At 69.3% G+C, this 24193-nt stretch carries 26 protein-coding genes; 9 read left to right on the forward strand and 17 right to left on the reverse strand.

Annotated features, from left to right (window positions below; all coding sequences use genetic code 11):
* From opgC to A9977_RS31425, 7 genes are all read right to left on the reverse strand, one after another.
* A partial coding sequence (gene opgC, locus A9977_RS31395) for an OpgC domain-containing protein (RefSeq protein WP_183028743.1) occupies nucleotides 1–1106 on the reverse strand: 1106 nt, incomplete at its 3' end.
* 160 nt (nucleotides 1107–1266) lie between these two features.
* Nucleotides 1267–1584: a hypothetical protein gene (locus A9977_RS31400; RefSeq protein ID WP_183028744.1), complete on the reverse strand. Its 318-nt coding sequence runs from the start codon at nucleotides 1582–1584 to the stop codon at nucleotides 1267–1269.
* 92 nt (nucleotides 1585–1676) lie between these two features.
* Complete coding sequence (locus tag A9977_RS31405) at nucleotides 1677–1865, reverse strand: hypothetical protein (RefSeq protein ID WP_183028745.1); 189 nt, start codon at nucleotides 1863–1865, stop codon at nucleotides 1677–1679.
* Between the two features lie 2 nt (nucleotides 1866–1867).
* Nucleotides 1868–4255, reverse strand: a complete 2388-nt coding sequence (parC, locus tag A9977_RS31410; RefSeq protein ID WP_183028746.1) for a DNA topoisomerase IV subunit A — start codon at nucleotides 4253–4255, stop codon at nucleotides 1868–1870.
* 35 nt (nucleotides 4256–4290) lie between these two features.
* Nucleotides 4291–5187 carry a lytic transglycosylase domain-containing protein gene (locus A9977_RS31415; RefSeq protein ID WP_405054719.1) on the reverse strand — a complete coding sequence of 299 codons (897 nt, stop codon included), beginning with the start codon at nucleotides 5185–5187 and terminating at the stop codon, nucleotides 4291–4293.
* A 46-nt stretch (nucleotides 5188–5233) separates the two neighbouring features.
* Nucleotides 5234–7210, reverse strand: coding sequence for a DNA topoisomerase IV subunit B (locus A9977_RS31420; protein WP_183028748.1), 1977 nt, complete (start codon nucleotides 7208–7210; stop codon nucleotides 5234–5236).
* Nucleotides 7211–7251: 41 nt separating this feature from the next.
* A complete protein-coding gene (locus tag A9977_RS31425) occupies nucleotides 7252–8157 on the reverse strand; it encodes a LysR family transcriptional regulator (RefSeq protein WP_183028749.1) in 906 nt (301 codons plus the stop codon).
* Between the two features lie 90 nt (nucleotides 8158–8247).
* Between A9977_RS31425 and A9977_RS31430 the strand changes: the two genes are divergently transcribed.
* From A9977_RS31430 to A9977_RS31460, 7 genes are all read left to right on the forward strand, one after another.
* The gene (locus tag A9977_RS31430) at nucleotides 8248–9429 is read left to right on the forward strand and encodes an MFS transporter (protein ID WP_183028750.1); all 1182 of its coding nucleotides are present in this window, start codon (nucleotides 8248–8250) and stop codon (nucleotides 9427–9429) included.
* A gap of 93 nt (nucleotides 9430–9522) precedes the next feature.
* Nucleotides 9523–10746, forward strand: coding sequence for an MFS transporter (locus A9977_RS31435; RefSeq protein ID WP_183028751.1), 1224 nt, complete (start codon nucleotides 9523–9525; stop codon nucleotides 10744–10746).
* Between the two features lie 2 nt (nucleotides 10747–10748).
* On the forward strand, nucleotides 10749–10889 hold the full coding sequence (locus A9977_RS31440; protein WP_183028752.1) for a hypothetical protein: 141 nt from the start codon (nucleotides 10749–10751) through the stop codon (nucleotides 10887–10889).
* 53 nt (nucleotides 10890–10942) lie between these two features.
* Nucleotides 10943–11446: a bifunctional 2-polyprenyl-6-hydroxyphenol methylase/3-demethylubiquinol 3-O-methyltransferase UbiG gene (locus A9977_RS31445; RefSeq protein ID WP_259652240.1), complete on the forward strand. Its 504-nt coding sequence runs from the start codon at nucleotides 10943–10945 to the stop codon at nucleotides 11444–11446.
* 1 nt (nucleotide 11447) lies between these two features.
* The gene (gene dapA / locus A9977_RS31450; protein WP_405054721.1) at nucleotides 11448–12374 is read left to right on the forward strand and encodes a 4-hydroxy-tetrahydrodipicolinate synthase; all 927 of its coding nucleotides are present in this window, start codon (nucleotides 11448–11450) and stop codon (nucleotides 12372–12374) included.
* A gap of 102 nt (nucleotides 12375–12476) precedes the next feature.
* Nucleotides 12477–13565 (forward strand): outer membrane protein assembly factor BamC, encoded by a 1089-nt coding sequence (gene bamC / locus A9977_RS31455; protein ID WP_259652241.1) that lies wholly within the window; start codon nucleotides 12477–12479, stop codon nucleotides 13563–13565.
* A 113-nt stretch (nucleotides 13566–13678) separates the two neighbouring features.
* The gene (locus A9977_RS31460) at nucleotides 13679–14455 is read left to right on the forward strand and encodes an MBL fold metallo-hydrolase (protein WP_183028755.1); all 777 of its coding nucleotides are present in this window, start codon (nucleotides 13679–13681) and stop codon (nucleotides 14453–14455) included.
* 12 nt (nucleotides 14456–14467) lie between these two features.
* Here the strand turns inward: A9977_RS31460 and rlmB are convergent, their stop codons facing one another.
* From rlmB to A9977_RS31475, 3 genes are read right to left on the reverse strand one after another with little or no spacing between them, the layout of a single operon-like run.
* Nucleotides 14468–15220, reverse strand: a complete 753-nt coding sequence (rlmB, locus tag A9977_RS31465; RefSeq protein WP_183028756.1) for a 23S rRNA (guanosine(2251)-2'-O)-methyltransferase RlmB — start codon at nucleotides 15218–15220, stop codon at nucleotides 14468–14470.
* A 38-nt stretch (nucleotides 15221–15258) separates the two neighbouring features.
* Nucleotides 15259–16275: a hypothetical protein gene (locus A9977_RS31470; RefSeq protein WP_183028757.1), complete on the reverse strand. Its 1017-nt coding sequence runs from the start codon at nucleotides 16273–16275 to the stop codon at nucleotides 15259–15261.
* The gene (locus A9977_RS31475; RefSeq protein WP_183028758.1) at nucleotides 16272–16976 is read right to left on the reverse strand and encodes an ABC transporter ATP-binding protein; all 705 of its coding nucleotides are present in this window, start codon (nucleotides 16974–16976) and stop codon (nucleotides 16272–16274) included. The genes A9977_RS31470 and A9977_RS31475 overlap by 4 nt, the downstream gene beginning before the upstream one ends.
* A gap of 16 nt (nucleotides 16977–16992) precedes the next feature.
* Here A9977_RS31475 and A9977_RS31480 point away from each other — a divergent pair, with 16 nt between their 5' ends.
* Nucleotides 16993–17643, forward strand: coding sequence for an arylesterase (locus A9977_RS31480; RefSeq protein WP_405054720.1), 651 nt, complete (start codon nucleotides 16993–16995; stop codon nucleotides 17641–17643).
* 71 nt (nucleotides 17644–17714) lie between these two features.
* Here the strand turns inward: A9977_RS31480 and A9977_RS31485 are convergent, their stop codons facing one another.
* Together A9977_RS31485 and A9977_RS31490 are read right to left on the reverse strand one after the other, a co-directional pair.
* Nucleotides 17715–17918, reverse strand: coding sequence for a hypothetical protein (locus tag A9977_RS31485; RefSeq protein ID WP_183028759.1), 204 nt, complete (start codon nucleotides 17916–17918; stop codon nucleotides 17715–17717).
* 69 nt (nucleotides 17919–17987) lie between these two features.
* On the reverse strand, nucleotides 17988–19181 hold the full coding sequence (locus A9977_RS31490; RefSeq protein WP_183028760.1) for a PLP-dependent transferase: 1194 nt from the start codon (nucleotides 19179–19181) through the stop codon (nucleotides 17988–17990).
* Between the two features lie 145 nt (nucleotides 19182–19326).
* Here A9977_RS31490 and A9977_RS31495 point away from each other — a divergent pair, with 145 nt between their 5' ends.
* Nucleotides 19327–19779, forward strand: a complete 453-nt coding sequence (locus A9977_RS31495) for a VOC family protein (RefSeq protein WP_183028761.1) — start codon at nucleotides 19327–19329, stop codon at nucleotides 19777–19779.
* A gap of 21 nt (nucleotides 19780–19800) precedes the next feature.
* Here the strand turns inward: A9977_RS31495 and A9977_RS31500 are convergent, their stop codons facing one another.
* From A9977_RS31500 to hflC, 5 genes are all read right to left on the reverse strand, one after another.
* Complete coding sequence (locus tag A9977_RS31500) at nucleotides 19801–20325, reverse strand: phosphoribosyltransferase (RefSeq protein ID WP_183028762.1); 525 nt, start codon at nucleotides 20323–20325, stop codon at nucleotides 19801–19803.
* A gap of 162 nt (nucleotides 20326–20487) precedes the next feature.
* The gene (locus A9977_RS31505; protein ID WP_183028763.1) at nucleotides 20488–21819 is read right to left on the reverse strand and encodes an adenylosuccinate synthase; all 1332 of its coding nucleotides are present in this window, start codon (nucleotides 21817–21819) and stop codon (nucleotides 20488–20490) included.
* Between the two features lie 20 nt (nucleotides 21820–21839).
* A complete protein-coding gene (locus A9977_RS31510; RefSeq protein WP_183028764.1) occupies nucleotides 21840–22991 on the reverse strand; it encodes an ATP phosphoribosyltransferase regulatory subunit in 1152 nt (383 codons plus the stop codon).
* A 94-nt stretch (nucleotides 22992–23085) separates the two neighbouring features.
* A complete protein-coding gene (locus A9977_RS31515) occupies nucleotides 23086–23274 on the reverse strand; it encodes a DUF2065 domain-containing protein (protein ID WP_183028765.1) in 189 nt (62 codons plus the stop codon).
* An 11-nt stretch (nucleotides 23275–23285) separates the two neighbouring features.
* Entirely contained in the window at nucleotides 23286–24179 is an 894-nt protein-coding gene (gene hflC, locus A9977_RS31520; RefSeq protein WP_183028766.1) for a protease modulator HflC, read from the reverse strand.
* Nucleotides 24180–24193: the final 14 nt, after the last annotated feature.

Below are 24193 nucleotides of genomic sequence, written 5' to 3' on the forward strand. Positions count from 1 at the left end.
CCCCCGCCGCCCTCCCAGCGCAGCACCGCGCGGGCCACCGCGTAGAGGCCGACGAACACGCCGCCCAGCACCCAGAGGTCGGCGCCATAGGGCAAGGCCGCATAGCCGCCGCCGGTGAGCGACACCACCACGAACACCGCCACCAGATGGGCGCAAAAGACCGGCAGCGAGGCCGAGCCCATGTCCTCCAGCCAGCGCGGACGCGGCAGCCGGTGCAGCAGCGGCGGTCCGAAGCGGATGGCCACGATGCACAGGGCCGCCAGGTTCACCAGCCGCAGCGGCCCGAGGTGCCACTTGTCGAACAGCAGGTTGAGCCCCGCGTCGTCGCCGAAGGGCGCCTGCCCGGTCGGCCCGAAGTGCCGCCACGCAAAGCAGCCGCCGGCCACGGCCAGCGCCAGACCCAGCAGCCACTTCGGGAAGACGAAGGGCCGCACATCCGGCGCATTGCGGCTCGCGCCCAGCCACATGCCGACGAACCAGAGGAACTGCCAGGCGAAGGTGTCGAAGGCGCCGGTCTCGCCGTAGGGCACGGGCAGATGGAGCGCGCTGCTCGTCACGCCATAGAGCCATTCGGTGGTGCCGAATTGCGAGGCCGCCCACCAGGTCGCGCTCAATGCCATCGGCCACTGCCAGCCGTGGCGCATCGCGAAGGCGATCACCCACGGGCTCGCGAGCATGAAGAGGATGTACATCGGCAGGATGTCCAGCAGCGCCGGCTGGTAGACCAGCAGCAGCGAGAAGGTCAATGCGTCGTGCGGGTGCGCGAGGTAGTACTTCACCATCTCCTTGACCGCCGGCTGGTCGAGCTGCAGCCCGACGCCGGTGATCACGGTGAACAGGAACAGCAGCAGGGCCGCCTGGATGAAGTAGATCTTGAGCGCGCGGCGCCAGAAGGCCTGGCGCATCACGGCCACGCCCTGGGTGTAGCCGATGCGGCTGTAGACCAGGCCCGAGACGAAGGCCGACAGCAGCACGAAACCTTCGGCCGCCGACACGAAGCCGAAGGGCTGCCCTACCGGATCGGTCAGGCGCGAGGGCACATGCGTGATGGTCATCAGCACCAGCATCAGGCCGCGCGCGGCGTCGAGTTCCCAGAGTCTTTTCATGGCTTCAGGCGTGATCGCTTCCATGCAGTGAAGGCCGGGCGTTCCAGCCGTCGTTGAAATGGAGGATCCGCCGCCGCCCGGCAGCGCCGGGTCGGTCAGGACGCGCGATGCACGTCAGAACACGCGAAGGGCGGGCCGCCAGCGGCCCCTGCCCCGGTTCTCAGCCCTCGTCGGGTCGCATGGGGATGTCGCCCATGGCTTCGTCGTTGCGCACGTCGTGCGCGGCCTTCATCAGGCCGATCGACAGGCCGTCGCCCTGCCCTGCAAAACCCTTGGCGATGCCTTCCAGTGCCTTCGACAAGGGCGCATCGCCGTCGTCCTGCGCGTCCATGCTGATGCTCAGGATGCGCGCGGCCATCTGGCGGTAGGTGACCACGCCCGACTTCTCGAGGACGGCCACCAGATCCAAGTACAGCGCCAGGTTCAGGTCGAACGCCAGCTTGGCCGTGACATCGAGGTTGTCGTCGTTCTTGTCCATGTGTAGGTGCTCCTTCTTCCTGCACCCATTATTGCCATGGGCTCTGACCGGCCGACGTCAGAAAGATGCCACACCTGTGAACATCGCACACCTCATCGGCGCTGGCTGCGCTCGCGCGCGCGCCGCACCTGGCGCGACTGCGTGGCCTCGAGCGCGGCGCGTTCGCGCGCCTGCTTCTTCGCCACGCGGCCCTTGCGCCAATGCCGCCCCAGGAAGTAACTGCCCAGACCCGTGGCCACGGCCACCACCATGCCCAGCGTGCTGATATCGAGGCCGCCCATGGTCATTGCACCCGCACGATGGACGTCGGCTTGAAGCCCAGGTCGGCCGCCTTGCCCTTGCGGCCGCGCGTGGACTTGGCGTTGTTGAGCGAGCGGATCTCCAGCGTCTCGTCGCGCTCCTTGCCGCCGCGCCCCAGGCCCTCGATCTTCACGCTGCGCGTGTAGGCCGCGGCACCGGCCAGCGTATCCTTGGCTTCGAGGTCGATCAGCGTGAGCCCGCGGCCGCCCTTGGGCAGGGCCTTGAGTTCGGTGATCTCGAAGGTGAGGATGCGGCCGCCGGTCGAGGCGCAGGCCACGTGCGTGGCCGCCGGTTGCGGCTCGGCGCCGCTGGCGCCGCCCACCAGCGAGGGCCGGCACAGCTGCTCGCCCTCGCCCACGTCGATGAAGGCCTTGCCGCCGCGCTGGCGCGACATCATGTTCTCGATCGAGGCGATGAAACCGTAGCCGCCGGTGTTCGACAGCAGCAGCTGCGCGCCCGCCGGGCCGGCGAAGTAATGCGCCACATGGGTGCCGCTGTCGAGCTCGATCAGCGTGGTCACGGGCTGGCCGTCGCCGCGACCGCCGGGCAGCGAAGCCACCGGCACGGTGTAGACGCGCACGCCCTTGTCCTTGGCGGTGCCGAAGACCAGCAGCGTGTCGACCGAGCGGCACTCGAAGGCGCCGTAGAGCGTGTCGCCCGACTTGAAGCTGTACTCGACCGGCGCACCGCCCGCGGCCGCCTTCTCGCTGGCCCAGCCCTTCTGCGTGCGCACCCAGCCCTTCTGCGAGACGATCACCGTGACCGGCTCATCGACCACCTTGACCTCGGCCACGGCGCGCTTCTCGGCCTGGATCAGCGTGCGGCGCGGGTCCTCGAAGCTCTTGGCATCGGCTTCGATTTCCTTCACCAGCAGCCGGCGCAACGCGGCCGGGCTGCCCAGGATGTCCTCGAGCTTCTTCTGCTCCTCGCGCAGGCCCTTGAGCTCCTGCTCGATCTTGATGGCTTCGAGCCGCGCGAGCTGGCGCAGCCGGATCTCGAGGATGTCCTCGGCCTGGCGCTCGCTGAGCTTGAAGCGCGCGATCAGCGCGGCCTTCGGGTCCTCCGCCGCGCGGATGATCGCGATCACCTCGTCGATGTTGAGCAGCACCAGCTGCCGCCCCTCGAGGATGTGGATCCGGTCCTGGACCTTGCCCAGGCGGTGCTTGGAGCGCTTCTCGACCGTGATCTCGCGGAAGGCGATCCACTCGTTGAGCATCTGCCGCAGCGACTTCTGCACCGGCTTGCCGTCGATGCCGACCATCGTGAGGTTGATCGACGACGAGCTTTCCAGCGAGGTCTGCGCCAGCAGCGTGGTGATGAACTCCTCCTGGCTGATGCGCGAGGTCTTGGGCTCGAACACCAGCCGCACGGCCGCGTCCTTGCTCGACTCGTCGCGCACCACGTCGAGCACCGACAGCAGCGCGGCCTTGAGGTTGGTCTGCTCGGTCGTGAGCGCCTTCTTGCCGGCCTTGACCTTGGGGTTGGTGATCTCCTCGATCTCTTCCAGCACCTTCTGCGTGCTCACGCCCGGCGGCAGCTCGTTGACCACCAGCTGCCACTGGCCGCGCGCCAGGTCCTCGATCTTCCAGCGCGCACGCACCTTGAGCGAACCGCGGCCGGTGCGGTAGGCCTCGGCGATGTCGTTGGCGCTGCTGATGATCTGCGCGCCGCCGGGGTAGTCGGGGCCGGGCACGATCTGCAGCAGTTCCTCGTCGCTGAGCTTGCCGTTCGCCTTGATCAACGCCACGCAGGCGTCGGCGATCTCGCGCAGGTTGTGGCTCGGGATCTCGGTGGCCAGGCCGACCGCGATGCCGCTGGCGCCGTTGAGCAGCACGAAGGGCAGCCGCGCGGGCAGCAGGCGCGGCTCCTCGGTGCTGCCGTCGTAGTTGGGGATGAAGTCGACCGTGCCCTCGTCGATCTCGTCGAGCAGCAGGCTGGTGATGCGCGCCAGGCGTGCTTCGGTGTAGCGCATGGCCGCGGCGCCGTCGCCGTCGCGGCTGCCGAAATTGCCCTGGCCGTCGACCAGCGGATAGCGCTGCGAGAAGTCCTGCGCCATGCGCACCAGCGCGTCGTAGGCGGCCTGGTCGCTGTGCGGATGGAAGCGGCCCAGCACGTCGCCCACCACGCGGGCGCTCTTGACCGGCTTGGCGCCGACCGTGCCGTTGGCGCCGCCGAAGCCCAGGCCCATGCGCGACATCGAGTACAGGATGCGGCGCTGCACCGGCTTCTGGCCGTCGCTCACGTCGGGCAGCGCGCGGCCCTTGACCACCGACAGCGCGTACTCGAGGTAGGCGGTCTGCGCGTAGTCGGCCAATGTCAGCTTGCTGGGATCTTCGGGGCTCTGGAGGTCGAGCGTCGGTTGTTCGTCCATGTCTTTCTTGCTTCTCGGTGACTCTGTCTGTCTGTTTATTCGGTGGCGGCCGGCGCGGATTCGGAGGCAGCCTCGGGCACGGCCGGCAGCGCCGGCATGCGCCAGGGCTGCACGGGCGGCAGGTTGCCGCGGCCCGCGGCACCGCCTTCGGGCACGATCATTTCCATGCGCACGCGCCCGGGCGCCTGGCCGCCGCGCGCCGTGCCCATGCCGGGCTTGAGGTAGGCGTAGAGCTGCAGCACGGTGCGCACATAGTCCTGCGTCTCGCGGTAGTTGGGGATCTTGTTGCCGGCCCGCTGGACCGCGCCCTCGCCCGCGTTGTAGGCGGCCAGCGCGAGCTCGATCTGGCCCTGGAACAGGGCGATCAGGTCGCGCAGGTAGCGCGAGCCGGCCGCGATGTTGGTGCGCGGGTCGAACAGCTTCTTCTCGAGCGTGGCGCGCTTGTCGCCGCGCACGCCGTAGCGCTGGGCGGTGCCGGGCATCAGCTGCATCAGGCCCATCGCGCCCTTGGGCGACACGGCCTGCGCGTCAAAGCCCGACTCGGTGGCGATCAGCGCCTGCAACAGTTCGTAATCGATGGCGTGCGCCGAGGCGGCTTCGTGCAGCGCGGCCTTGGCCGCCTTGTGGCTGGGCGAGGCCTCGAACAGCGCCAGCAGGGTCTGGGCGGCGGGCGGCACCGCGCCGCCGCGCACGTCCTTGGGCGCGCGCGCGATGCCCAGCGGCGCGATGCCCTGGGCGGTGTCGAAGTCCTGCCCGCCCTTGAAGAAGACCTGGTAGCGCGCGTCGAGCTTCTCGGAGGCGAAATGCGCCACACCGCGCTCGTCCACATAGCCGTAGATGTCGGCGGCATGCACCAGCGGCTGCGCGGCGAGCAGCACGAGGCCCGCCAGCAGGGCTCGGGCGTGCGTCGCGGACTTCTTCACGGCGTTCAAGCGATGCGTTCCAATCGTGATTCGCAGGGGATGCGGGAGCGCAGGCTCAGACATCCACCTCGATGTCGTCGGCCCGGATTTCCATCAGTTCGCGCCGCGCCGCGGCCTCGCCCTTGCCCATGAGCTTGGTGATCTCGCCCTCGGTCTCGCCGAAGGCCAGCCGGCCGAGGCCGACCTGCAGCAGGCGGCGCGTGTCGGGATTGAGCGTGGTTTCCCACAATTGTTCCGCGCTCATTTCGCCCAGGCCCTTGAAGCGGCTGATGCTCCAGGCGCCTTCGCGCACGCCATCCTTGCGCAGTTTGTCCAGGATGGCAACCAGCTCGCCCTCGTCCAGCGCATAGACCTTGGCCGCCGGCTTCTTGCCGCGCGCGGGTGCATCGACCCGGAACAATGGCGGCTTCGCGACATACACGTGGCCGGTTTCGATCAGCTTAGGGAAGTGACGGAAGAACAGGGTGAGCAGCAGCACCTGGATGTGCGAGCCGTCCACGTCGGCATCGGACAGGATGCAGACCTTGCCGTAGCGCAGGCCGCTCATGTCGGGGCTGTCGTTGGGGCCGTGCGGATCGACCCCGATGGCCACCGAGATGTCGTGGATTTCGGTGTTGGCGAACAGCCGGTCGCGCTCGACCTCCCAGGTGTTGAGCACCTTGCCGCGCAGCGGCAGCACCGCCTGCGACTCCTTGTCGCGACCCATCTTGGCGCTGCCGCCGGCCGAGTCGCCCTCGACCAGGAAGACCTCGTTGTGGCTGATGTCCTTGCTCTCGCAATCGGTGAGCTTGCCCGGCAGCACGGCCACGCCCGAGCCCTTGCGCTTCTCGACCTTCTGGCCGGCCTTCTGGCGCGTCTGCGCGGCCTTGATGGCCAGTTCGGCCAGCTTCTTGCCGTAGTCGACGTGCTGGTTGAGCCACAGCTCGAGCGCGGGGCGCACGAAGCTCGACACCAGCCGCACCGCGTCGCGCGAATTCAGGCGTTCCTTGATCTGGCCCTGGAATTGCGGGTCGAGCACCTTGGCGCTCAGCACGTACGAAGCGCGTGCGAACACGTCCTCCGGCAGCAGCTTCACGCCCTTGGGCAGCAGCGAGTGCAGTTCGATGAAACCCTTGACCGCCGTGAACAGGCCGTCTCGCAGGCCGCTCTCGTGCGTGCCGCCGGCGCTGGTGGGGATCAGGTTGACGTAGCTCTCGCGCACCGGCTGGCCGTCTTCGGTGAAGGCCACGCACCAGTCGGCGCCCTCGCCTTCGGCGAAGTTGTCGGCGTTCTTGTCGGCATGGCCCGCGCCCTCGAACAGCGGGATCACCGGCTCGCCATTGAGCGTCTGCATCAGGTAGTCGCGCAGGCCGCCCTTGTAGAGCCAGGTCTGCGTGTCCTTGGTCTTCTCGTTGACCAGCGTGACGCTCACGCCGGGCATCAGCACGGCCTTGCTGCGCAGCAGGTGCGTGAGCTCGTGCATCGGCAGCGTCGCGACCTCGAAGTACTTGGCATCGGGCCAGGCACGCACCGTGGTGCCCTGCTTGCGGTCGCCGCCGGTCTGCGGGCGCACCACCAGCGGCTCGATCACGTCGCCGGCCGAGAAGGCCAGCTGGGCCACCGAGCTTTCGCGGTAGGAGACGACTTCGAGCCGCGTCGACAGCGCGTTGGTCACGCTCACGCCCACGCCGTGCAGGCCGCCGGAGAAGCTGTAGGCGCCGCCCGAGCCCTTGTCGAACTTGCCGCCGGCATGCAGCCGGGTGAACACCAGTTCGACCACCGGGGCCTTTTCCTCGGGGTGCAGGCCGAAGGGGATGCCCCGGCCGTCGTCCTCGATGCTCACCGACGCGTCGGTGTGCAGCGTGACCTTGATCTTCTTGCCGTAGCCGGCCAGCGCCTCGTCGGCGGCGTTGTCCAGCACTTCCTGGATGATGTGCAGGGGGTTGTCGGTCCGGGTGTACATGCCCGGGCGTTGCTTGACGGGTTCGAGGCCCTTGAGGACGCGGATCGAGCCTTCGGAATATGCGGGAGGGGTCTTGGGAGGAGTCGCCATGGGGGCGGATTGTAGTCAGTGAAGTTGAAACAACTGGATGTTCATACAGCCGAGGCGTCCGCGGCGAACATGTGGGCACCCAGGAAGTCGACGAAGGCCCGCAGCTTGGGCGAGGGATGGCGCCCCGAAGGCCACAGCACGCCCAGCCCGATGGCATGCGGGCGCATGTGGTCGACCAGCACGCGCTGCAGGCGGCCCGCGGCCAGCGCCTCTCGGGTGCAGAAGTCCGGCAGCAGCGCGATGCCGCGTCCGCGCAGCGCGAAGCACAGCCGGGTCTCCATGTTGTTGCAGACCATGGAGGTCGGCGGCCGGGCTTCGGCGCCGTCGGGCCCGGGCCGCAGCGGCCAGACCTCGACCTTGCCGGTGGCCGGATAGCGGTAGTGGAGGCAGGCGTGCGCCGCCAGATCCGCTGGCGTGGCGGGCGTGCCGCAACGCTGAAGGTACTCGGGCGAGGCCACCAGCCACTGCGAGAACGAGCCCAGGCGGCGCAGCGACAGCCGTGAATCGCTCAGTTCGCCGGTGCGCACCACGGCGTCGAAGCCCTCCTCGATCACGTCGACCAGCCGGTCGCTGAAGTCGAGGTCGAGCTCGATCGCCGGGTGCTCGCGCATGAAATCGGCCAGCAGCGGCAGCACCAGCGAACTCACGAGCGGCAGGCTCACGCGCAGCTTGCCGCGCGGCGCGCCCGCCGAATGCGACAGCTCCTGCTCGGCGGCCTCGACCTCGGCCAGCACCCGCCGGCTGCGCGCCAGGAACAGCGCGCCCTCGGCGGTGAGCGTGATGCTGCGCGTGCTGCGATGGAACAGCCGCACGCCCAGCCGCTCTTCCAGCCGCGCCACCCGCTTGCCGATGGCCGAGGCCGACACGCCCATTGCCCGGCCGGCCGCGACGAAGCTGCGGGTTTCGGCCACCTGGATGAAGACGGCCAGACCACTGAGGCTGTCCATGAAAAATCTCCATTGCGGAATCAAACGTCCGCATTGACTGGAACTGTATCCCTCTTTTTCCGCAGTCGGCTTCTGCCTATCGTGGGCCGCATGTCATCCCTCCCCCTTCCAAGCACGCCTTCCAGGGCCCGGCTCCCGCTGTCCGGCCTGCTCGCGCTGGCCGCCGCCAGCTTCGTCACCATCCTCACCGAGGCCATGCCGGCCGGCCTGCTGCCGCAGATCGGCGCCGATCTTTCCATCCCGCCCGCGCTGGTCGGCCAGATGGTGACGGTCTATGCGCTCGGCTCGCTGCTCGCCGCCATTCCGCTGGTCGCGTTCACCCGCGGCTGGCGCCGGCGCCCGCTGCTGATGCTGGCGATCGCCGGCTTCGCGTTGGTCAACACGGTCACCGCGCTGTCGCACAGCTACCCGCTGACGCTGGCCGCGCGTTTCTTCGCCGGCGTGTTCGCCGGGCTGCTGTGGGCGCTGGTGGCCGGGCATGCGGGCCGCATGGTGGCGCCCTCGATGCAGGGCCGCGCGATCGCGGTCGCCATGCTCGGCGCGCCGCTGGCGCTGTCGCTGGGCATCCCGGCGGGCACGCTGCTGGGCACGGGCGTGGGCTGGCGCCCGGCCTTCCTCGTGATGTCGGTGCTGTCGCTGCTGCTGCTGGGCTGGGTGCGCTGGCAGGTGCCGGACTTCCCCGGCCAGGCGGCCGGCCAGCGGCCCAGCGTGAAGCGCGTCTTCCTGCTGCCGGGCGTGCGGCCGGTGCTGGCGGTGATGCTGGGCTTCGTGCTGGCCCACAACATCCTCTACACCTACATCGCGCCCTTTCTGGTCCAGGCCGGGTCCGGCGTGCGGGTCGACCTGGTGCTGCTGGCCTTCGGCCTGGCCTCGCTGGCGGGCATCTGGATCACCGGCCTGCTGATCGACCGCTGGCTGCGCGAACTGGTGCTGGCCAGCACGGTGGTCTTCGGCTTGACGGCCCTCGTCCTGGGCCTGGCGGCGGGATCGGCACCTGCGGTGTACGTCGGCGTGACGCTCTGGGGCCTGGCCTACGGCGGCGCGGGCACGCTGTTCCAATCCGCCTCGGCGCAGGCGGCCGGCGCCTCGGCCGACGTGGCGCAGTCGATGGTGGTCACGGCCTGGAACCTGGCCATCGCAGGCGGCGGCCTGGTCGGCGGCCTGCTGCTGCAGGGCGTCGGCGCGGGCGCGCTGCCGTGGTCGCTGATCGCCTTGCTGGCGCCGGCGCTGTGGCTGGCCTGGCGGGCGCCGCACGGCTTTCCGGCGCGTTGAGCCTCACCCATGCGCCGCCCTCATCGAAAGGCGGCGGAAATTTCACCAATGCCGGGCCCGGCATCGGCGCCGGGACTTGGCTAAAGTCAGAGGATGCATTCTCCCGGTCAAACCCTGTCGACCAAGCAGGTCCTGCTTTGCGGCGCGCTCATCGTCACGCTCTCCATGGGCATCCGCCACGGCTTCGGCCTGTGGCTGCAGCCGATCACCCAGGAGCAGGGCTGGACGCGCCAGACCTTCTCGCTGGCCATCGCGATCCAGAACCTGTCCTGGGGCGTGATGGGCGTGTTCGCCGGCATGCTGGCCGACAAGCTGGGCGCCTTCCGCGTGCTCTGGATCGGCGCCCTGCTTTATGCGCTGGGGCTGGCCGGCATGGCGCTGTCGCCGACCCCGCTGCTGTTCGCGCTGACGGCCGGCGTGCTGATCGGCGCGGCCCAGGCCGGCACCACCTACGCGGTGATCTACGGCGTGATCGGGCGCCAGATTCCGGCCGAGCGCCGCTCCTGGGCCATGGGCGTGGCCGCCGCAGCGGGCTCCTTCGGCCAGTTCCTGATGGTGCCGATCGAAGGCCAGCTGATCGCGCGGCTCGGCTGGCACACGGCGCTGATGGCGCTGGCCGCGGTGGTGCTGCTGATCGTGCCGCTGGCGATCGGCCTGCGCGAGCCGCGTCGCGCACCCGTGGCGACCGACGGCGCCCACCGCGACCAGACCATCGTCCAGGCCGTGATCGAGGCCTTCAAGTACCCCAGCTTCGGCCTGCTGATGGCCGGCTATTTCGTCTGCGGCTTCCAGGTGGTCTTCATCGGCGTCCACATGCCCAGCTACCTCAAGGACAAGGGCCTCTCGCCCGAGGTCGCGAGCTATGCGCTGGCGCTGATCGGGCTGTTCAACGTGGTCGGCACCTATGCCGCCGGCACGCTGGGCCAGCGCCTGGCCAAGCGCAAGATCCTGGCCTTCATCTACCTCGCGCGCGCCGTCGCGATCACGCTGTTCCTGGTCGTGCCGCTGTCGCCGGTCTCGGTCTACGTGTTCGCGGGCGTGATGGGCATGCTGTGGCTGTCGACCATCCCGCCGACCAACGCGCTGGTGGCGCAGATCTTCGGCGTGGCGCATCTCTCGATGCTCAGCGGCTTCGTGTTCCTGGGCCACCAGGTCGGCTCCTTCCTGGGCGTCTGGCTGGGCGGCTTCCTCTACGACCGCACCGGCAGCTACGACGTGGTCTGGTACATCGCGATCGCGCTCGGCGTGTTCGCGGCCCTGATCAACCTGCCGGTCAAGGAAAGCGCCATCGCGCGGCCGGTGCCGCAACCGGCCTGAGCATGACGAGCGCACGACGCCACCGCCTGCTGCAGATTGCCGGCTTCGCCGCGGCCGCCGCGGCGCTGGGCGGCGTGTTCCTGATGTACACGCAGCCGGCCTTCATGGTCACGATGATCGACCAGCTCTGGGCCTGTTTCTGAACACCCCCACGCCCCCTGCCGCTCCCTCCGCCTGGGTCGCCCGCTGGTCGCACTTGGTCCCGGCCGGCGCCGCCGTGCTCGACGTGGCCTGCGGCAGCGGCCGCCACATGCGCTGGTTCGCCGGGCGCGGCCACCCGGTCACCGGCGTCGACCGCGCCGCCGAGGCGGTGCGCGCCGCGGCCGCGTATGGCGAAGTGCTGCAGGCCGACATCGAGGACGGCCCCTGGCCCTACGCCGGACGCTGTTTCGGCGGCGTGGTCGTGACGAACTACCTCTGGCGCCCCCGCCTCGCCGACATCGTGGCCGCGGTCGCGCCCGGCGGCGCGCTGCTCTACGAAACCTTCGCGGCCGGCAACGAGACGGTGGGCAAGCCCTCGCGGCCCGACTTCCTGCTGCAGCCCGGCGAACTGATCGCCGCCTGCGCCGGCCTGCGCATCGTGGCCTACGAGGATGGCTTCCTCGACGCACCCGCGCGCTTCGTGCAGCGGATCGCCGCCGTTCACGCGGCCGGCACGCCGCCGCGAAGCCCGCTCGAGGGGCCGGCGGCCAGTCGGTAGAATCTCCGGTTTCGTCCAACCGACAAAAGAGAATCCCTTGGAGCAACTCACAGGCAGCATCGTCGCTCTCGCCACGCCGATGCATGAAGACGGTAGCGTCGACTATCCCGCCCTGCGCCGGCTGATCGACTGGCACATCGACGAAGGCACCGACTGCCTCGGCGTGGTCGGGACCACCGGCGAATCGCCGACGGTCGACGTCGAGGAGCATTGCGAAATCATCCGCGTCTCGGTCGAACAGGCCCGCGGCCGCGTGCCCGTGATGGCCGGCTGCGGCGCCAACTCCACCAAGGAAGCAATCGAGCTCGCCAAGTTCGCCAAGGGCGTGGGCGCCGATTCGCAGCTGCAGGTGGTGCCCTACTACAACAAGCCGACGCAAGAAGGCCAGTACCAGCACTTCAAGGCCATCGCCGAGGCCGTGGGCGACCTGCCCGTGGTGCTCTACAACGTGCCGGGCCGCACCGTGGCCGATATGGCGCACGAGACCGTGCTGCGACTGGCCCAGGTGCCGGGCATCATCGGCATCAAGGAAGCCACCGGCAACATCGAGCGCGCGCAGTGGCTGATCCGCGACCTGCCGGCACGCTTCGGCGTGTACTCGGGCGACGACCCGACCGCGGTCGCGCTCATGCTGTGCGGCGGCAAGGGCAACATCAGCGTCACCGCCAACATCGCGCCGCGCAAGATGCACGAGCTGTGCGTGGCCGCCATCGCCGGCGACGTCGCCACCGCGATGCGCCTGCAGTTCGAGCTGATGCCCGTGCATCGCAACCTCTTCATCGAGCCCAACCCGATCCCGCTCAAGTGGGCCATGGCCCGCCTGGGCCTGTGCGGCGGCACGATGCGGCTGCCGCTGACCCCGCTGAGCGAAGGCAGCCGGCCGGCGGTCGAGGCGGCGCTACGCGCCACCGGCCTGCTCAAGGACTGAGCTTTTCACCGCGGGCGCAACCTTTTGCGCACGGCCGACTCTCACATGGCGGCCGCCGCGGCCCATCGATTTGATCGAACCATTCCACCAAGGAAGACGACGTTGAAGAATTTATCGCGATTCGCACTGCTGGCCCTCGTTGCCAGCCTGGCCGCCTGCTCGGTCTTCGAGAGCGACAAGATCGACTACAAGAGCGCCGGCAAGGCGCCGTCGCTCGAGGTGCCACCCGATCTGACCCAACTCTCGCGCGACAACCGCTACGCCGTTCCCGGCGGCACGGTGTCGGCCAACAGCCTGCAGGCCGGCAAGGTCGACGCCCCGGGCGTGCCGACCGCTGTCGCCACGCTGGGCGACGTGCGCATGGAGCGCTCGGGCAACCAGCGCTGGATCGTCGTCAACCGTCCAGCCGACCAGCTCTGGGAACCGGTGCGTGACTTCTGGCAGGAAAGCGGCTTCCTGCTGACCACCGACCAGCGCAACCTGGGCATCATGGAAACCGACTGGGCCGAGAACCGCGCCAAGCTGCCGCAGGACATCATCCGCGGCACCCTCGGCAAGCTGCTCGACTCGGTCTACTCGACCGGCGAACTCGACCGCTTCCGCACCCGCCTGGAGCGCACGCCCACCGGCACCGAGATCTACGTCAGCCACCGCGGCATGGCCGAGGTCTACAGCGATGCCCGCAAGGAGCAGACCGTCTGGCAGCCGCGCCCCAGCGACCCCGAACTCGAGACCGAATTCCTGCGCCGCCTGATGGTCAAGCTGGGCGTCTCGCAAGAGCAGTCCAAGGCGCTGACCGCCAGCGCCGCCGTGGCGCCCTCCGCCGCGCGCGTGGCCACCATCGACGGCCGTCCGGGCGTGCAGATCAACGAAGGCTTCGACCGCGCCTGGCGCCGTGTCGGCCTGGCGCTGGACCGCACCGGCTTCACCGTGGAAGACCGCGACCGCAGCGCCGGCACCTACTTCGTGCGCTACGTGACGCCCAACCCGGACAAGAAGGAACCGAACCTGTTCAGCAAGCTGCTGAGCCTGGGCAGCGCGAGCAAGGACGAGTCGCCGCTCAAGTTCCGCATCCTGGTCAAGAGCCAGGGCGAGACCAGCACGGTGTCGGTGCTCAACGAAGCCGGCGTGCCCGACACGACGGCCAACGCGCAGCGCATCGTCCAGGTCATCGCCGACGATTTGAAGTGACCACCCCCAGGCTTCGCGCACTGCGTGTCGCTTCTCCCTCCCCCTTCGAGGGGGCAACACCTGCGGCCCGGCAAAGCCGGTTCCGCGGTGTTCCTCGAAAAGACACTCACTAGATGCTGCGCTTCCGAAGCCTGGGCAGTGGCAGCACAGGCAATGCCACGCTGGTCGAAGCGACCAGCGGCGGCCGCACCTCCCGCCTGCTGATCGACTGCGGCTTCACGCTGCGCCACCTCGACGCGCGGCTGGCCCGCGCCGGGCTCGCGGCCAGCGACATCGACGCGGTCTTCATCACCCACGAACACGGCGACCACATCGGCTGCGCGCATGCGCTGTCGCGCCGTGAGCGCCTGCCCGTCTGGATGAGCGAAGGCACCTGGCTCGCGACGGGGGGACGTGATTTCGAAGGACAACTGAAGCTGGCGCGCGACGGCCTCGACATCGAGGTCGGCGAGCTGGCCGTGCAGCCCTTCACCGTGCCGCACGACGCGCGCGAGCCGCTGCAGCTGCGCTGCACCGACGGCGCCCGCAGCCTGGGCGTGCTGACCGACCTGGGCCATGCCACGCCGCACGTGATGGCGCGCCTGGCCGGCCTCGACGCCCTGCTGCTGGAATGCAATCACGACAGCCGCATGCTCGCGACCTCGGCCTATCCGGGCTTCCTCAAGCAGCGCGTGGGCGGCAACTACGGCCACCTGTCGAACACGGCCGCGGCGGACATTGCACGCGCGGTGCACCACCCGGGCCTGCGGCACGTGGTGGCGGCCCACCTGAGCGAGCAGAACAACACGCCCGAACTGGTGCGCCAGGCGCTGGCCGAGGCGCTGGGCGCCAGCGAGCACGAGATGCTCACGGCCAATGCGGCCGAAGGCTCGCCCTGGCTCGACGTCTAGGGGCTTCGGCGCTCAGCCGAGGCTGATCCGCTGGCGCATCGCCTCGTAGAGGCACACGCCGCTGGCCACCGACACGTTGAGGCTCTCGACCGCGCCCAGCATCGGAATGCTGATGAGTTCGTCGCAGTTCTTGCGCGTGAGCTGGCGCATGCCCGCGCCTTCGGCGCCGAGCACCAGCGCGAGCGGGCGCTTGAGGTCGCTCTGGTAGAGCGTGCCGGGCGCGTCGTCGCTGGTGCCCACGCACCAGATGTCGCGCTCCTTGAGTTCGCCCAGCGTGCGCGACAGGTTGGTCACCATGAAATAGGGCACGGTCTCGGCCGCGCCGCTGGCCACCTTGGCGACGGTGGCGTTGATGCCGGCCGCGTGGTCGCGCGGGGCGATCACCGCATGGGCGCCGGCACCGTCGGCTACGCGCAGGCAGGCGCCGAGGTTGTGCGGGTCGGTCACGCCGTCGAGCACCAGCAGCAGCGGCATGGTGCCCGCGGCCTCGAGGCCTTCCAGCAGTTCGTCCAGCGAATGGGTCTGCGGGATCGGCTCGACGCGCGCGGCCACGCCCTGGTGGCCGTGGCTGCCGCTGAGCTTGGCCAGGCGCAGGCCGTCGGCCTCGACCAGCCGCACACCGGCATCCTGCGCGCGGGCCTTGAATTGCTGCATGCGCGCATCGCGGCGGCTGGCGTCGAAGAACACTTCGATCACCGATTTCGGCGCGGTCTTGAGACGCACGCCCACGGCGTGGAAGCCGAAGATCACTTTGGGGGAAGACATGCGGGGATTATCCCTGCCCGCCCCGCCCTTCCACGGGCTCAGGCCGCCGGCAGCCCGCTTTGCGCGCCACTGAGCGCATCGTGCAGGCGCTGCACCGCCTCGGCCGAGGGGTGGACCGCGGCCGAGGCGCCCACGGCCTCGACGAAGGTGCAGGACGCGTACCCGGTGGCCGCCCGTTCGTAGCGCGCGACCCAGGCCTCGCGCTCGTCCATGCGCTCCAGCGCCACCGGCCAGACACCGGGACGCGGCCGCAGGTGATCGTCGATGCCGATGCGCCAGGGCTTGGGGCTCACGCGCGCACGGAAGCAGTTCTGGTTGCGGCACATGCGCGCATAGACCGTGTCGGCACCCAGCTCATGGAAGCAGTCGGCCACCGCCGTCTCGCCCGGCGAGAAGGTCCGGTGCATGGCCAGCACGCGCAGCCCGGCCGGCGTGCGGTAGAGCCGCAGATGCCAGTCGGGGTGCTGGAAGAGGAAGCGCTCGATGCGCTGGCGCGCGCGCTGCTCGGGCGTGGCCGGCGCCTGCGGTGGCGGCTCGTTCTCCGCCTTGTCCTGGCGCCGCCCCGGCACCCACCACAGCAGGCTCAGGACCACCGCGCCCACACCCGCCGCCGAGAGGGCCGAGCGCGTGATGGCGGCCGCTGCGGCCGCGGCCAGCACCGCCATCACCACCGCCAGCAGCCGGGGCAGGCCCTGGCCCTTGCGACGCGGCGCGGCTTCCGCCTCCTCGAAGTCGATGTCCACGAACAGCACGTCGGGCGTGTTGAGGCACAGCGCGCCGTAGCCGTTGCGGGTGATCAGGGTCTCGCCCTCGCGGCGCACGATCTGCTCGCGGATGGGCATGCCGTTGGCGCCGTTGTAGGCCGTCTTGGCTTCGCGCCGAGGCAGCGTTTCACCGGCCTGGATGCGCGCCAGCGCCTCGCGCGTGCGCTCGTCGGCGTGGGCCTGCGCGGCCAGCGGGCTGTCGTCGGACCAGCCGAAGCGGCGCACGGTGAGCTGCCGGCCGTCGACGACGGTCTGGATGCGGCCTTCGGCCCAGTGCGCGGGAACGATCATCGAAGGGAAGTCCTTTCGTCGGCGCCAATGCGGCCGGCCTCGATGGTGATGCGGCGCTCGCACTGCGCCGCGATGCCGCGGTCATGCGTCACCAGCACCAGCGTGGTCCCGAGTTCGCGGTTGAGGTCGAACATCAGCTTCATGACCTGCTCGCCGGTCGCGAAATCCAGGCTGCCCGTGGGCTCGTCGGCCAGTAGCAGCTGCGGCTGCACGACGAAGGCCCGGGCCAGCGCCACGCGCTGCTGCTCGCCGCCCGACAGCACCTTGGGATAGTGGCCCAGGCGCTGGCCCAGGCCGACGCGGCCGAGCATCTCGGTGGCGGCCTTGCGCGCGTCCCTGCGGTCGGCCAGCTCCAGCGGCAGCATCACGTTCTCCAGCGCGCTGAGGTTGGCCAGCAGCTGGAAGCTCTGGAACACGAAGCCCACCTTCTGCGCGCGCAGCGCGGCGCGGTCGTCCTCGTCGACCGCGAAGATGTCCTGCCCGGCCAGCTTCACCGTGCCGCGCGTGGGGGTGTCCAGGCCCGCGACGATCGACAGCAGCGTGCTCTTGCCCGAACCCGATGCCCCGACGATGGCTGCGGTCTCCCGCGCCCCCAGGGTGAAATGGATGTCCTGCAGAATGTCCAGCGTGCCGGCCGAATCGGTGACGGACTTGAAAACATGGTCGACGGCAACAATTGCTTCGGAGGGGGCTTGGGACATTGAAAGGCTTTGCGTGGTGAATCGACGTGACTTTATCGTGGCGGGCATGCTCGTCGGCAATTCAGGGGCTTGGAGCGCGGCCTTCGCGCAGGCGCCCAGGGCCGGCAAGCCGGTGATCCTGGTGGTCGGCGACTCGCTGTCGGCCGAGTACGGCCTCAAGCGCGGCGAGGGCTGGGTGCCCCTGATGGAAAAGCGCCTGGCCGAGCAGAAGATCGCCGCCACCGTGGTCAATGCCAGCATCAGCGGCGACACCACCTCGGGCGGCCGGGCGCGGCTGGCGGTGCTGCTGGCGCAGCACAAGCCGACCCACGTCGTGCTCGAGCTCGGCGGCAACGACGCGCTGCGCGGCCTGCCGATCCAGAACACCGAGGACAACCTGCTGCAGATGACCAAGGCCGCGCAGGCCGCCGGTGCCAAGGTGCTGATCGTCGGCATCCAGGTGCCGCCCAACTACGGCAGCGATTACCTGCGCCGCTTCGAGGCCATCTTCGAGAAGGTGGCCAAGGCCACGCAGGCGGCGGTGGTGCCCTTCCTGCTGCGCGGCGTGGCCGACGGACCCGATGCCGCGTCGCTGTTCCAGCCCGACCGCATCCACCCGGTGGCCAGCGCCCAGCCCCGCATGCTCGACAACGTCTGGCCCGAGCTGCGCAAGCTGCTGCCCAAGTAGGCCCCCCACGCGACAAAAAGAAAAAGCCGCCCTGCCCTCGAGCAGTGCGGCTTTTTTCAGACCGGTGGGCCTCAACCGTTCTTGGTCGGAAGGTCCGGCGGCGTGGGCGGATCGCGTTCCAGCGACGCCACGTCGGTTTCCGGATCGCCGGGGGCCAGCCCTTCGCTGCTCGGATTGAGCTTGCGCTGGCTCTTCTCCCTCAGCTTCTCTTCCTTCTTTTTCTTCTTGGCCAGCTCTTTCTGGCGCTTCTCGTAGCCGTAGTTGGGTGTTGCCACTGCTTCTCCTTGGGGCGGGCAGTCCGGGTGACTGCGTGTGGTCTGACTGTACGCGATATCGGCGCGCGTTCAGAGCGCGGCGAGCGCCTGCGCCAGATCGGCCTGCAGGTCTTCCACTGCCTCGAGGCCGATCGAGAAGCGCACCAGCGTGCCGCGATGGGGCCAGCGGGCCACGCTGGCGTCGCGCATCAGGCCGATGTCGTAGGGCACCACCAGGCTGATTGGGCCGCCCCACGAGTAACCCAGCCTGAAAAGCTTCAGGCTGTCGCAGAAGCGGTCGATCTGCTCGGCGCCATAGCGCTCGTCGAACACCACCGAGAACAGGCCGGCCGCACGGTCGGCCTCGCCGCACAGGCGCTGCCAGTGGGCATGGCCGGGCGAGCCGGGCAGTGCCGGATGCAGCACCTGGGCGATCTCCTCGCGCTCCTGCATCCAGTGCGCCAGCACGCGCGCGTTGCGGTCGTGGGCGTCGTAGCGCAGCGCGATGCTGGGCAGCGCGCGCAGCAGCGTCTCGACGTCGCCCACGCCCACGCCCCAGCCCATGCGCATGTGGGTGAGCTTGAGCGCCTGGTGCAGGCGGGGCTCGTTGGTGATCACGCTGCCCATCAGCACGTCGCCGCCGCCGCTCGGGTACTTGGTGAGCGCGTGGACCGAGATGTCGACGCCCTGCCCCGTGCCGTCGAGATCGAAGGGCGCGAAGGCCAGGCCCGCGCCCCAAGTGTTGTCGAGCGCGGTCATCACGCCGCGCGCGCGGCAGACATCGACCAGCGCGGGCAGGTCCGGGAACTCCATCGTGACCGAACCGGCGGCCTCGACCCAGACCAGCCGCGTGCGCTCCGACAGCTTGGCCGCGAGGTCGGCCGGGTTCATCGCGTCGTAGAGCCGGTGCGTGATGCCGAAATTCGCCAGCTCGCCCGTGGCCAGCGCCTTGTTGGGGCCGTAGGCGTTGTCGGGGATCAGCACCTCGTCGCCGGCCTTGAGGAAGGCGAAGGAGACCAGCGCGATGGCGGCCAGCCCGCTCGACACCAGCAGGCAGTCGCTGCCGCCTTCCAGCGTGGCCAGCCGGGCCTCGAGCGTGAAGGTGGTGGGCGTGCCGTGCAGGCCGTAGGTGTAGCCGGCCTTGGTCTTCCAGTCGCGCGCGCGCATGGCGCCCACGTCGGCGAAGAACACGGTCGAGGCCTTGTAGATGCCGGGCTGCGGCGCGGCGAAGTTGCGCGGCGGGCTGTAGGGGTGGTGGATCAGGGTCGTGGAAGGCTTGCTCATGGGCTCGATGCTAGCGTGCCCGTCGCGGGATGCGCCGGCGCGCTTCCCGCGCCTCCCAGGGGCCTTCGCGCCCGGGGATGACGCGGGCGGTCCGGCGCCGCAGAATCGGCGCTTCGCCCCCCTCTTCATCGGGAAGGAAAGCACCATGGCCATCCACGAACTGTTTCCGTACCTGTGCGTGCACGACGCCGGCGCGGCCATCGACTTCTATTGCGAGGTGTTCGAGGTGAAGGAGATCTTCCGCCTGACCGAACCCAGCGGCCGCATCGGCCATGCGGAGCTGGACTTCCACCACGGCGCGGTCCTGATGCTCTCGGACGAGTTCGCCGAATACAACATCCTGAGCGCGAAGACCTTGGGCGGCACCGCGGTCTCGCTGCACCTGCACGTCGACGATGCCGACGCGGTGGTGGCGCGCGCGGTCGCGGCCGGCGCCACGCTGGACATGGCGCCGCAGGACCAGTTCTACGGGGAACGTTCCGGTGTGTTTCGAGACCCGTTCGGGCATCGCTGGAACGTGGGGCACAGCATCGAGAAGCTGACGCCGGAAGAAATGCAGCGGCGCTACACCGCGATGCTGCTCAACCCCGCCGGCTGAAACGACGGGGCGGTGGCCGCATCAGACCGACCACTTCTCCAGCAGCTTCTCGGCGCCCAGCGAGTCGTAGCCTTCGAAGGGCTGGTGGATCCAGGGGTTAGTGGCCAGGAACTCGACCTGGTAATCGGGCGTGAAGGTCGACAGCGCCTTGGTCCAGATCACGGCGCTGCGCAGCTCGGTGATCGGCGGGTAGTTGTTGCGCAGCATGTCCATCACGGCATGCAGCGTGTGGCCCGAATCGGCCAGGTCGTCGACCAGCAGCACCTTGCCGGCGATCTCGCCCTTGGGCGTGGTGATGAAGCGCGCGATGTCGAGGTGGCCCTGCACCGTGCCGGCGTCGGCGCGGTAGGAGCTGGTCGACATGATGGCCAGCGGCTTGTCGAAGATGCGCGAGAGCACGTCGCCTGGGCGCATGCCGCCGCGCGCGAGGCACAGGATGGTGTCGAACTGCCAGCCCGACTGGTGCACCTTGATCGCGAGCTTCTCGATCAGGTTGTGGTACTCGTCGTAGCTGACGTAGAGATGCTTGCCGTCTTCGGTCAACATGTTCGTGATTCCTTTCAGTGTTCGGGGGTCCATGAAGGACTCATCGCTTCAAACCGGCGCCCTCGATGCCGGGATACCGCGGAACCGGCTTCGCCGGGCCGCTGGTATCGCCCCTCGAGGGGGAAGGCGGCGACACGCAGTGCGCCGCTTCGGGGGTGGGGCTCAGTCTGCGAGGTAGGGGTGGCGCATCATGATCGTGTGATCGCGATCGGGGCTGGTCGACACCATGTGGATCGGCACGCCGGTCACCTGCTCGATGCGCTGCAGGTAGAGCCGCGCGTTGATCGGCAGCTTGTCGTACTGCGTGACGCCGACGGTGCTCTCGGTCCAGCCTTCGAGCGTCTCGTAGACGGGCGTGCAGCGCTCGATCTCGTCGGCGCCCATCGGCAGGATGTCGGTGTGCTCGCCGTCGAGGATGTAGCCGGTGCACAGCTCGAGCTTCTCCAGGCCGTCCAGCACGTCGAGCTTGGTGATGCACAGGCCCGACAGGCCGTTCACCTGTGCCGAACGCTTGAGCAGCGCGGCATCGAACCAGCCGCAACGGCGGCTGCGGCCGGTGGTCACGCCCTTCTCGGCACCGATGGTGCTCATGTGGTAGCCCGGCGTGCCCGGCTTTTCCCAGTCGAGTTCGGTCGGGAACGGACCGCCGCCCACGCGGGTGCAGTAGGCCTTGGTGATGCCCAGGATGTAGTGCAGCATGCCCGGGCCCACGCCCGAACCGGCGGCGGCGTTGCCGGCCACACAGTTGCTGGAGGTGACGTACGGGTAGGTGCCGTGGTCGACGTCGAGCAGCGTGCCCTGCGCGCCTTCGAACAGCAGGTTGGCGCCGGCCTTGTGCGCGTCGTTGAGTTCGCGCGAGACGTCGGCCATCATGGGCTTGAGCAGCTCGGCGTGGCGCATGGCCTCGTCGAACACGGTGTCGAAGTCGATCGCCGGCGCGCTCAGCACCTGCGTCAGCACGTGGTTGTGCAGGTCGAGCAGCACGCGCAGCTTGGTCGCGAAACGCTCGGGGTGCTTGAGGTCCTGCACGCGCAGCGCACGGCGCGCGATCTTGTCCTCGTAGGCCGGGCCGATGCCGCGGCCGGTGGTGCCGATCTTCTCGATGCCGCCCTTTTCGCGGTAGGCCTCGCGCGCGATGTCCAGCGCGGCGTGGAAGGGCAGGATCAGCGGGCAGGCCTCGCTGATGCGCAGGCGCGAACGCACCTCGACGCCGGCCTTCTCCAGGCCTTCGATTTCCTCGAACAGCTTGGCCGCCGACAGCACCACGCCGTTGCCGATGTAGCACTTGACGCCGGGGCGCATGATGCCGCTCGGGATCAGGTGTAGCGCGGTCTTCACGCCGTTGATGACCAGCGTGTGGCCCGCGTTGTGGCCGCCCTGGAAACGGACCACGCCCTGGGCGCTCTCCGTCAGCCAGTCGACCAGCTTGCCCTTGCCTTCGTCGCCCCACTGGGTGCCGACGACGACCACGTTTCTTCCGGTGGTAACGCTCATGATGTTCCGCTTTTCAAGATTCAGATGGCTTGGACATTCCATTGGCCGGCGTGCTCGACGAGCTCGCGGTCGCATTGGAATTCGTCGATTTCGCTGTCGTGGCCCGGCAGCACGCAGACCACGGTTTCGCCCTGCGCGCGCAGCGCCGCGATGGCCGCTCGCAGCCCGGCCGCGTCGCTCCATGGTGCCCGGATGGCCGCGCGCAGGGGCCGCGTCGGCAGCACGCCGACCAGTTCGCGCAGGTCGAGGCTGAAGCCGACCGCCGGCCGGTTGCGCCCGAAGACCGCGCCGACCTCGTCGTAGCGGCCGCCGCGCACCAGCGCATCGGCCGCGCCGTCGACATAGATGCCGAAGCGCATGCCGCTGTAGTAGGCATAGCCGCGCAGGTCGGACAGGTCGAAGCTGATCTGCGCGCCTTCGATGCGGCCACCCAGCTGCTTCAGGTCGGCCAGCGCGGCACGCACTTCCGGGCTCGGGGGCAGCACGCGGGCGGCCTCGTCGAGCACGGCGGCGTCGCCGTAGAGCTGGACCAGGGCCAGCAGGCCTTCGCGGGCCGCCAGCGGGAAGTCGCGGGTGAGTGCGCGCAGCTCGCTCGCGTCCTTGGCGACCAGCGCCGCGTGCACGCGACCCAGCAGCGCCGCGTCAGCCGGCACGCCGGCGAACAGGGAGCGGACGATGCGTGCATCGGCCAGGTCGACGATCGCACCCTGCGACAGGCCCGAGGCCCGCAGGCAGTCGAGCGCGAGCAGCAGCACCTCGGTGTCGGCCTCGAGCCCGGCATGGCCGTAGATCTCGGCGCCGAACTGCAGCGGTTCACGGGTGGCGTGCGGCCGGTCGGGTCGGGTGTGCACCACCGGGCCGCAGTAGCACAGGCGCGTCACGCTCTGCCGGTTCAGCAGATGGGCGTCGATGCGTGCGACCTGCGGCGTGGTGTCCGCGCGCAGGCCCATGGTGCGGCCCGAGAGCTGGTCGACCAGCTTGAAGGTTTGGAGGTCGAGCGCCTCTCCCGTGCCGGACAGCAGGGATTCGAGGTGCTCGAGCAACGGCGGCATCACCAGCTCGTAGCCGTAGCCACGGGCGGTGTCGAGCAGTTCGCGTCGAAGTTCTTCGATGTGGCGCGCCTCGGAGGGCAGCACATCGGCAATGTGATCCGGGAGGACCCAAGCGGACATGGGGGATCGGGCTCGTGGTTAAACAGGGATTCTACCGGCCCGCGCGAGCACCTCGGCCGCGGTCATGCCGCGGCGGTCGGCGCGATGCGCAAATTCAGGCCAGGAGCCAGAGAAGAAGCAGGCCGAGCAGGATGCTGCAGAGGCCGAAGAAGCGCAGCTGGCCGTCGCGCAGCTGCATCAGCTGGCCGAAGCCGCGCCGCCATCCGCCCGGCGAAACGAAGGGCAGCAGCCCCTCGATCACCAGCACGAGCGCGAGCGCGCTCCAGAAGACGTCGGCGCTCACGGGCGGAGGCCTCAGCGCGAGTTGGCGGAACCCGGGCTGCGCAGCGCCTTGAAGAAGTCGGACGACGCGGGGTCGACCACCAGCACGTCGCTCTTCTTGTTGAAGCTCTGCTTGTAGGCGTCGAGGCTGCGGTAGAACTGCGCGAACTGCGGGTCGCGGCCGAAGGCCTCGCTGTACGAGGAAGCGGCCTGGGCATCGCCCTCGCCCTTGATCTTCTGCGCATCGCGGTAGGCGTTGGCCACGGTCACTTCACGCTGGCGATCGGCGTCGGCGCGGATCTTCTCGCCTTCGGCGAAGCCGGTCGAACGCAGCTCGTTGGCCACGCGCTTGCGCTCGGCCTCCATGCGGCGGTAGACCGATTCGGTGATTGCTTCCACGTAGTCCACGCGGGTGATGCGTACGTCGATGATGTCCACGCCCCAGGGCTTCTCGCCCTTGACCACGGCCAGCACCTCGCGCTGCACGTCGGCCATCAGCTGCTCGCGGCGCACCGAGATCAGGTCGCGCACGGTGCGCTTGTTGACGTTTTCCTGGAAGGCGTTGCGTACCACGCGGTTGAGCTGCACCGCGCCGGCGTTCTCGTCGAGGCCCACGTTGCGGATGTACTCCGAGGGGTTGCTCACGCGCCAGCGCACGTACCAGTCGATCACCACCCGTTGCTTCTCGGCCGTGAGCATGGGCTCGGCCTCGAGGCTGGACAGGGTCAGCAGGCGCTTGTCGATGTACGACACGTTCTGGAACGGTGGCGGCATCTTGAAGTTGAGGCCGGGTTCGGTGATCACGTTCTTGATCTGGCCGAGCTGGTAGACCACGCCGAACTGGCGCTGGTCGACCACGAAGAGCGTCGAGCTCAGCAGCGCGAGCGCCACCAGGATCGTCGATGCGATGAATCCGATTCTGTTCATGTTCTTGTTCTCCC

The organism is Variovorax sp. UMC13 (assembly GCF_014170375.1).
Lineage (GTDB): Bacteria > Pseudomonadota > Gammaproteobacteria > Burkholderiales > Burkholderiaceae_C > Variovorax.

Bases quoted from the DNA above. Each gene is read 5' to 3' on its own strand.
- A9977_RS31400 (WP_183028744.1), bottom strand. From the start codon at position 1,584: ATGGACAAGAACGACGACAACCTCGATGTCACGGCCAAGCTGGCGTTC.
- A9977_RS31405 (WP_183028745.1), bottom strand. From the start codon at position 1,865: ATGGGCGGCCTCGATATCAGCACGCTGGGCATGGTGGTGGCCGTGGCC.
- parC (WP_183028746.1), bottom strand. From the start codon at position 4,255: ATGGACGAACAACCGACGCTCGACCTCCAGAGCCCCGAAGATCCCAGC.
- A9977_RS31420 (WP_183028748.1), bottom strand. From the start codon at position 7,210: ATGGCGACTCCTCCCAAGACCCCTCCCGCATATTCCGAAGGCTCGATC.
- A9977_RS31425 (WP_183028749.1), bottom strand. From the start codon at position 8,157: ATGGACAGCCTCAGTGGTCTGGCCGTCTTCATCCAGGTGGCCGAAACC.
- A9977_RS31430 (WP_183028750.1), top strand. From the start codon at position 8,248: ATGTCATCCCTCCCCCTTCCAAGCACGCCTTCCAGGGCCCGGCTCCCG.
- A9977_RS31435 (WP_183028751.1), top strand. From the start codon at position 9,523: ATGCATTCTCCCGGTCAAACCCTGTCGACCAAGCAGGTCCTGCTTTGC.
- A9977_RS31440 (WP_183028752.1), top strand. From the start codon at position 10,749: ATGACGAGCGCACGACGCCACCGCCTGCTGCAGATTGCCGGCTTCGCC.
- A9977_RS31460 (WP_183028755.1), top strand. From the start codon at position 13,679: ATGCTGCGCTTCCGAAGCCTGGGCAGTGGCAGCACAGGCAATGCCACG.
- rlmB (WP_183028756.1), bottom strand. From the start codon at position 15,220: ATGTCTTCCCCCAAAGTGATCTTCGGCTTCCACGCCGTGGGCGTGCGT.
- A9977_RS31470 (WP_183028757.1), bottom strand. From the start codon at position 16,275: ATGATCGTTCCCGCGCACTGGGCCGAAGGCCGCATCCAGACCGTCGTC.
- A9977_RS31475 (WP_183028758.1), bottom strand. From the start codon at position 16,976: ATGTCCCAAGCCCCCTCCGAAGCAATTGTTGCCGTCGACCATGTTTTC.
- A9977_RS31490 (WP_183028760.1), bottom strand. From the start codon at position 19,181: ATGAGCAAGCCTTCCACGACCCTGATCCACCACCCCTACAGCCCGCCG.
- A9977_RS31495 (WP_183028761.1), top strand. From the start codon at position 19,327: ATGGCCATCCACGAACTGTTTCCGTACCTGTGCGTGCACGACGCCGGC.
- A9977_RS31500 (WP_183028762.1), bottom strand. From the start codon at position 20,325: ATGTTGACCGAAGACGGCAAGCATCTCTACGTCAGCTACGACGAGTAC.
- A9977_RS31505 (WP_183028763.1), bottom strand. From the start codon at position 21,819: ATGAGCGTTACCACCGGAAGAAACGTGGTCGTCGTCGGCACCCAGTGG.
- A9977_RS31510 (WP_183028764.1), bottom strand. From the start codon at position 22,991: ATGTCCGCTTGGGTCCTCCCGGATCACATTGCCGATGTGCTGCCCTCC.
- hflC (WP_183028766.1), bottom strand. From the start codon at position 24,179: ATGAACAGAATCGGATTCATCGCATCGACGATCCTGGTGGCGCTCGCG.